6 protein-coding genes and 4 tRNA genes are annotated in these 5947 nt (G+C 45.5%); 3 read left to right on the top strand and 7 right to left on the bottom strand.

The genetic code is table 11. The annotated features are described in order from the left end of the window. From MD535_RS24895 to MD535_RS24875, 5 genes are all read right to left on the bottom strand, one after another. Nucleotides 1-246 (bottom strand): GTP-binding protein (locus MD535_RS24895; protein ID WP_265677945.1); only part of this gene is annotated, 246 nt, incomplete at its 3' end. A 102-nt stretch (nt 247-348) separates the two neighbouring features. Then, nucleotides 349-424: transfer RNA gene (locus MD535_RS24890), tRNA-Thr, on the bottom strand. An 11-nt stretch (nt 425-435) separates the two neighbouring features. Then, nucleotides 436-510, bottom strand: a tRNA-Gly gene (locus MD535_RS24885). Nucleotides 511-546: 36 nt separating this feature from the next. After that, nucleotides 547-631: transfer RNA gene (locus MD535_RS24880), tRNA-Tyr, on the bottom strand. 50 nt (nt 632-681) lie between these two features. Further along, a tRNA-Thr gene (locus MD535_RS24875) sits at nt 682-757 on the bottom strand. 211 nt (nt 758-968) lie between these two features. Between MD535_RS24875 and coaA the strand changes: the two genes are divergently transcribed. Next, complete coding sequence (gene coaA, locus MD535_RS24870; RefSeq protein ID WP_265677944.1) at nt 969-1892, top strand: type I pantothenate kinase; 924 nt, start codon at nt 969-971, stop codon at nt 1890-1892. A gap of 75 nt (nt 1893-1967) precedes the next feature. On the opposite strand, the gene birA is transcribed toward coaA, so the two are convergent. Continuing rightward, complete coding sequence (gene birA, locus MD535_RS24865; protein WP_265677943.1) at nt 1968-2927, bottom strand: bifunctional biotin--[acetyl-CoA-carboxylase] ligase/biotin operon repressor BirA; 960 nt, start codon at nt 2925-2927, stop codon at nt 1968-1970. Beyond that, nucleotides 2927-3958: a UDP-N-acetylmuramate dehydrogenase gene (murB, locus tag MD535_RS24860; protein WP_265677942.1), complete on the bottom strand. Its 1032-nt coding sequence runs from the start codon at nt 3956-3958 to the stop codon at nt 2927-2929. The genes birA and murB overlap by 1 nt, the downstream gene beginning before the upstream one ends. 59 nt (nt 3959-4017) lie before the next feature. Between murB and MD535_RS24855 the strand changes: the two genes are divergently transcribed. Next, nucleotides 4018-4449, top strand: a complete 432-nt coding sequence (locus MD535_RS24855; protein WP_265677941.1) for a GNAT family N-acetyltransferase — start codon at nt 4018-4020, stop codon at nt 4447-4449. Nucleotides 4450-4540: 91 nt separating this feature from the next. Continuing rightward, the gene (pssA, locus tag MD535_RS24850; protein ID WP_265677940.1) at nt 4541-5881 is read left to right on the top strand and encodes a CDP-diacylglycerol--serine O-phosphatidyltransferase; all 1341 of its coding nucleotides are present in this window, start codon (nt 4541-4543) and stop codon (nt 5879-5881) included. Nucleotides 5882-5947 lie beyond the last annotated feature (66 nt).

Below are 5947 nucleotides of genomic sequence, written 5' to 3'. Positions count from 1 at the left end.
ACAGTCAACGTGTGCGTAGTGACGCGCTGGAGTATCGTACTCAACGTGAGAAGTAGCGATTGTGATACCACGCTCGCGCTCTTCTGGAGCGTTATCGATAGATGCGAAGTCTTTAGCAACACCGCCGTACACTTTTGCAAGTGTAGTACAGATAGCAGCTGTTAGAGTTGTTTTACCGTGGTCAACGTGGCCGATAGTACCAACGTTTACGTGCGGTTTCGTACGTTCAAATTTTTCTTTAGACATGAGTTGTCCCTCTAGGTACGGATTAAAGTGGCTTAAATGACCACGCAACCAAAATAGTTTGGCAGTAAGTATATATCAAAAAGAAATAATTGCTTTGAGAGCTGGTGCTGATACCCAGATTTGAACTGGGGACCTCACCCTTACCAAGGGTGCGCTCTACCGACTGAGCTATATCAGCGCTCGAAATGTTGGAGCGTGCAGCGGGAATCGAACCCGCATCATCAGCTTGGAAGGCTGAGGTAATAGCCATTATACGATGCACGCAACAGGTTAACTCTAAGAGCTATTTCCTTAGGAATATGGTGGAGGGAGATGGATTCGAACCATCGAAGGCAGAGCCGTCAGATTTACAGTCTGATCCCTTTGGCCACTCGGGAACCCCTCCATACTTATATCCATTTTCAATATCTGCTTACGTCTTAGGTAAGGAGAAAATGGTGCCGACTACCGGAATCGAACTGGTGACCTACTGATTACAAGTCAGTTGCTCTACCTACTGAGCTAAGTCGGCATAAGTGGAGCGCATTTTATTGAATGAAGTCTGTGGATGCAACCGTTAATTTAAAAAAAAATTGCTTTTCCTATACATTCTTTTCTTTCACCTCCTTTTTGCGTGAATTTTCATCAATTCCGCGTGTTCTGTTGCATGATTTATTTGATTTATTCGTCGCTTGAGGTATGTTCAGCACTCTTTATATGGAAACCTTGATGTTTGGTGAGTTATGAGCCCTTTTATGTCCTTTAGTCGTGAGCAATGGTCAGCACGCAGAAATGCTGTACCTATGACACTGACAGAAGAAGATTTGAAAGAACTTCAAGGCATCAATGAAGACCTCACCATGCGCGAAGCCACTGACGTGTATTTACCCCTTTCGCGCTTGCTTAACCTCTATGTTGCCGCAAGACAGCGACGTAACTCAGTGTTACAAGAGTTTCTCGGACAAAATGAACATATGCCGCCGTTTATTATCGGCATTGCTGGCAGTGTTGCTGTAGGGAAAAGTACCACGGCACGTTTACTTAAAGCGCTGTTAAGTCGCTGGGAAAATCATCCAAAAGTGGAGCTGATTACAACAGATGGCTTTTTGTATCCCAACAAAGTGCTGTTGGAAAAAGGGCTAATGGCCAAAAAGGGCTTTCCTGAATCCTACGATATGCGCCGATTGGTTCAGTTTGTTTCTGACGTTAAAGCATGCAAACGCGACGTAGTCGCGCCAGTATACTCTCATCTTACTTATGACATCACTGACGTGGAAAAGGTGGTGGACTTGCCCGATGTCCTCATTATTGAAGGGCTGAATGTTCTACAAAGCGGCATGGACTACCCACATGACCCACACCGAGTATTCTTATCTGATTTTTTAGACTTTTCGCTTTATGTCGATGCCGACAGTGAATTAATTGAGCATTGGTACGTGCAGCGTTTTATGAAGTTCCGCCATGGCGCGTTTACTCGACCAGGCTCTTACTTTAGCCACTACACTCAGCTGTCAGAAACGGAAGCGGCGCAAAAGGCCAGTAACATTTGGCGCTCAATTAATGGTAAGAATTTGGTGCAAAACATTCTGCCGACACGGGAACGAGCGCAGCTGATTTTGGAAAAAGGCGCGAATCACTGTGTGGAAAAGGTGTATTTGAGAAAATAGGTTCTATGGTTCTAGCATTATTGGCAGGGCTGAATCAACGTCAAGCCCTGCTCGACAAACGAACCACAAAGAAGCTTACTCTGCTTGTCTTAGTGAGATTTCACCACCAATAAAAGGTTCGATACCATTAGCGGTTTCCAATAACACCGCACCGGTAGGGTCGATTCCTCGTACCTTACCTTTAATTTCTCTGCTCCCCATGATGAGTTTAACCTCTCTGCCCATGAAGTTGTCATGCCGATTCCAACGCTCGACAAAGCCTTGCATTCCTTTCAACTCATAGTCTTCTAATGCTTGCTGCCATGCTTTAACAAACGCGACTACGAGGTCGTTGCGACTAAACGGCGTTGACACGACATCGCTAAGTGACGTCCAAGGCTGGCCGATCCCTTCCGTTTGATGACTCATTCTGAGGTTCATGCCCATACCAATAACTAGGTTTGCGGCGCCCCCCGCCTGACCCGACATTTCAACTAAGATTCCAGCCAGTTTGCGATCGTTATGGTAGAGATCATTTGGCCATTTTAGCTTAACACCCTCGATCCCTAGGCTTTCTAGCGCTTCGACAATGGCGACACCAACGACAAGACTCAGCCCCATCGCCGCAGCTATGCCCGCTTCGAGTCGCCAATACATCGATAAATAAAGATTGGCCCCAAAAGGAGACACCCACTCTCGCCCACGACGACCACGCCCTTTCGCTTGATACTCAGAGATGCAAACCTGCCCGGACGACAACGCTTGCTGTTTATCCAGCAAATACTGGTTGGTTGAGTCAATTATTGGGATAAGCTCAAAGGGGCTGGTTAAGGTCTGTCTTAATCGCGCTTCGTTCAATAACTCCATCGGTTGAGCCAGTTGGTAGCCCTTGCCTTGTACGCGAAAAATATCCACGCCCCACTGCTGAATACCCTGAATATGTTTGCTAATTGCCGCTCGAGAAACACCAAGTGACTCACCAAGGGTTTCACCTGAATGGAACCCTCCTTCAGACAATTGTTGTAGAATCGCAAGCTTTACCTGATGCTCTTTCATCACAAATCCTTGAGAGTGATTTCATGTGTTCGCCCTATAAAGCGAACTTCATGCTCCAACTCAACCGAAAATTTATCAATCACTCGCTGTCGAACCATGGCTGCTAACGACGTGACGTCTTGAGCAGTTGCGCACTTAGCATTCACCAACACTAGAGCCTGATTTGGATGGACCATTGCCCCTCCTACGCTACAGCCTTTTAAGCCACACTGATCAATCAACCACCCTGCTGCCAGCTTCATCTGCCCCTCAAAAGGATAAGCCACAAGATCTGGATGCAGCTGTTTAATATGTTGATACTTTTCAACGCAAACAACAGGGTTTTTGAAGAAGCTACCCGCATTACCGATTTTTGCTGGATCCGGTAGTTTGTCTTGGCGAACTTGCACCACAATGTCAAACACCTCACGCGGGGTGCAGGTCTTAGGGTCAAGGCGCTGCAACGGCCCATATGACAAGTTTGGTTGCCAACGCTTTTCCAATTTAAGGCCAACTGCCACAACGATCGCTTTATTGTGCAGCGCCTGTTTAAAAATGGAATCTCGGTAACCAAATTCACAGTCACTTTGCTGTAAACGCTTCACTGTAAAACTGTTTAAGCAAAGATAATCGACATACTCACAAACATCTTTAAATTCAAGCCCGTAAGCACCAATGTTTTGGATTGGCGCACTGCCTGCACATCCAGGAATTAACGCTAAGTTCTCTAACCCGGCATAACCTTGCTCCACACACCACGCCACCAGCTTTGGCCAATCTTCACCACCGGCGATATGCAAGCGATGATGCTGCTCGCTACTGGAGTGGCTAATACCCATGAGCTGATTAACTAATACTATCCCGTCAAAATGCTCGGTAAATAATACATTACTTCCTTTGCCCAGCATGAGTTTAGGAAGGTGTGCCCATGCGGGGGCTTGATAGGCTTGCACTAAATCGTCGACAGAGGTCACGGTGACCAATTGCTGACAAGTCTGCGAAATAGCGAAGGTGTGAAACGGGCTTAACTGAGCGTTATGTTCTGTTTGCATGGGCATTCATTGATGGATTACACTTCCTCTATTCTATCCCTTCAGAGCAAGCATTGGCTATGGATACGTTAAATTTTGATCTTTTGGCTCCCATAAAGCTACCGCTGGCAAAGAAAATCTATAAGTCACACTATCCAGCAGCGAAGCCTAAATCCGATGAGCGCATTATCACCGCTCAAGTCGGCAGTCAGCTGTGCGCTCTGGTGCGATTTCGTAGCATTGAAAACTGCCGTTTAATGACGGGAATGTTGGTGATACCTGACTATCGTCTGCAAGGCGTGGGACATAAATTAATGCAGCATCTGGTGCAACAAGAGCTCGCGGAACAAGACTTTTGCTTTGCGTTGGCACATCTTGAAACGTTTTATTGTCAGCATGGATTTCAGACAATTGATAAAGATGCGCTCCCTAACGCACTAAAACAGCTGTTTTTACGCTATATTCAAGGCGGAAAGTCACTGGTTGCCATGCAATACGTTGATCCGAATTAAACTTATCAACGGTTTACTATCCATTCGCTATAAGAATTTGGTAAAATTCTAGGTTAGCAATTTTGCACTTAAGAAAGGTAAAGTCTCCCACATGATGGCTCTTAGGAACTCGTTTGAACAGCTTCCCTCTTTGGCTCAAGATCCAAACCAATTTGATGTCTTGTATTCGGCCAATGACTATCGTGAATATCTCATTCAAGCGATACGTGAGGCACAATCAAGAATCTACCTAGTCGCACTTTATCTTGAAGACGATGATGCTGGACGCGAAATAATGTCCGAGCTGTATCAAGCAAAGCAGAACAACCCTGAACTGGATATCGCGGTCTGTGTTGACTGGCATCGAGCGCAGCGCGGGCTCATTGGCGCGGCTCAATCAGATGGCAATGCCACCATGTATCGTGAGTTTCGTCAAAAGAACACACATGGTATTCCTATTTACGGTATCCCGGTTCGCGGCCGTGAAGTCTTCGGTGTGTTACACCTCAAAGGCTTTGTCATTGATGATAAAGTCATTTATAGCGGCGCTAGCCTCAATAATATCTATTTAAATTACCAAGATCGCTATCGCTTTGACCGTTACCATGTTTTAGGTAATGCTAAACTGGCTAACGCGATGGTCGACTTTGTGCAAAATGAAATGATCAGTAACCCTGCGGTTAATGACCTTTCTTTATCAGCAAAACCCACCGTAAAGGACATTAAAGCAGAGATCCGCCAATTACGAGCCTCGCTATCACAGGCACAATATCACTTCGATAATGAAACGGCTGACGAACACCAAGTATCTGTGACACCACTCGTGGGGATTGGCAAGCGACGTAACAAGCTCAATCATCGAATCACGCAGTTATTAGCGTTGGCGAAAGATGAAATTTTCATTTGTACGCCTTACTTTAATTTTCCAAAACCCGTCGCGAAAGAAATTAGGCGAGCGCTTAAGCGCGGTGTGAAAGTGACCATTGTCGTGGGTGATAAGACAGCAAATGATTTTTATATTTCACCAGAAGAAGACTTTAAAACCATCGGTGGGCTGCCTTACCTGTATGAAATGAACCTTCGCCGCTTTGCCAAGGCGAATGAAGCGCACATCGCTAGTCGTAATCTGAGCATCAATTTATGGAAACACGATGACAACAGTTTCCACCTTAAAGGTCTTTGGGTCGACAAGCGCTATATGCTCATTACGGGGAATAATCTTAACCCACGTGCTTGGAAACTGGATCTCGAAAACGCGATCTTAATACAAGATCATTATTCTCACTTAACGGAGAAGTTTGACAAAGAAGTCGCGAATATCCTTCAACATACTCAGCTGATTTGTACTTACAGGCAATTGGAAAAAATTGAAAACTATCCAGAGCCAGTACAGAAACTGATTAAGAAAATTACTCGCGTCAGCGCAGATAAGGTGTTGAAGCAAATACTCTAAGCGCGAGGTGGCAGCAATGTCGCCTAATTCTATTATGACCAGACATGAAAAAGCCCTGCATTAGCA

Source organism: Vibrio qingdaonensis (assembly GCF_026191675.1).
Classification (GTDB): domain Bacteria; phylum Pseudomonadota; class Gammaproteobacteria; order Enterobacterales; family Vibrionaceae; genus Vibrio; species Vibrio qingdaonensis.
This window is presented reverse-complemented; position numbering and strand designations above follow the sequence as displayed.

Coding starts and splice junctions, on each gene's coding strand:
- coaA (WP_265677944.1), top strand. CDS start 969: ATGAGCCCTTTTATGTCCTTTAGTCGTGAGCAATGGTCAGCACGCAGA.
- birA (WP_265677943.1), bottom strand. CDS start 2,927: ATGAAAGAGCATCAGGTAAAGCTTGCGATTCTACAACAATTGTCTGAA.
- murB (WP_265677942.1), bottom strand. CDS start 3,958: ATGCAAACAGAACATAACGCTCAGTTAAGCCCGTTTCACACCTTCGCT.
- MD535_RS24855 (WP_265677941.1), top strand. CDS start 4,018: ATGGATACGTTAAATTTTGATCTTTTGGCTCCCATAAAGCTACCGCTG.
- pssA (WP_265677940.1), top strand. CDS start 4,541: ATGATGGCTCTTAGGAACTCGTTTGAACAGCTTCCCTCTTTGGCTCAA.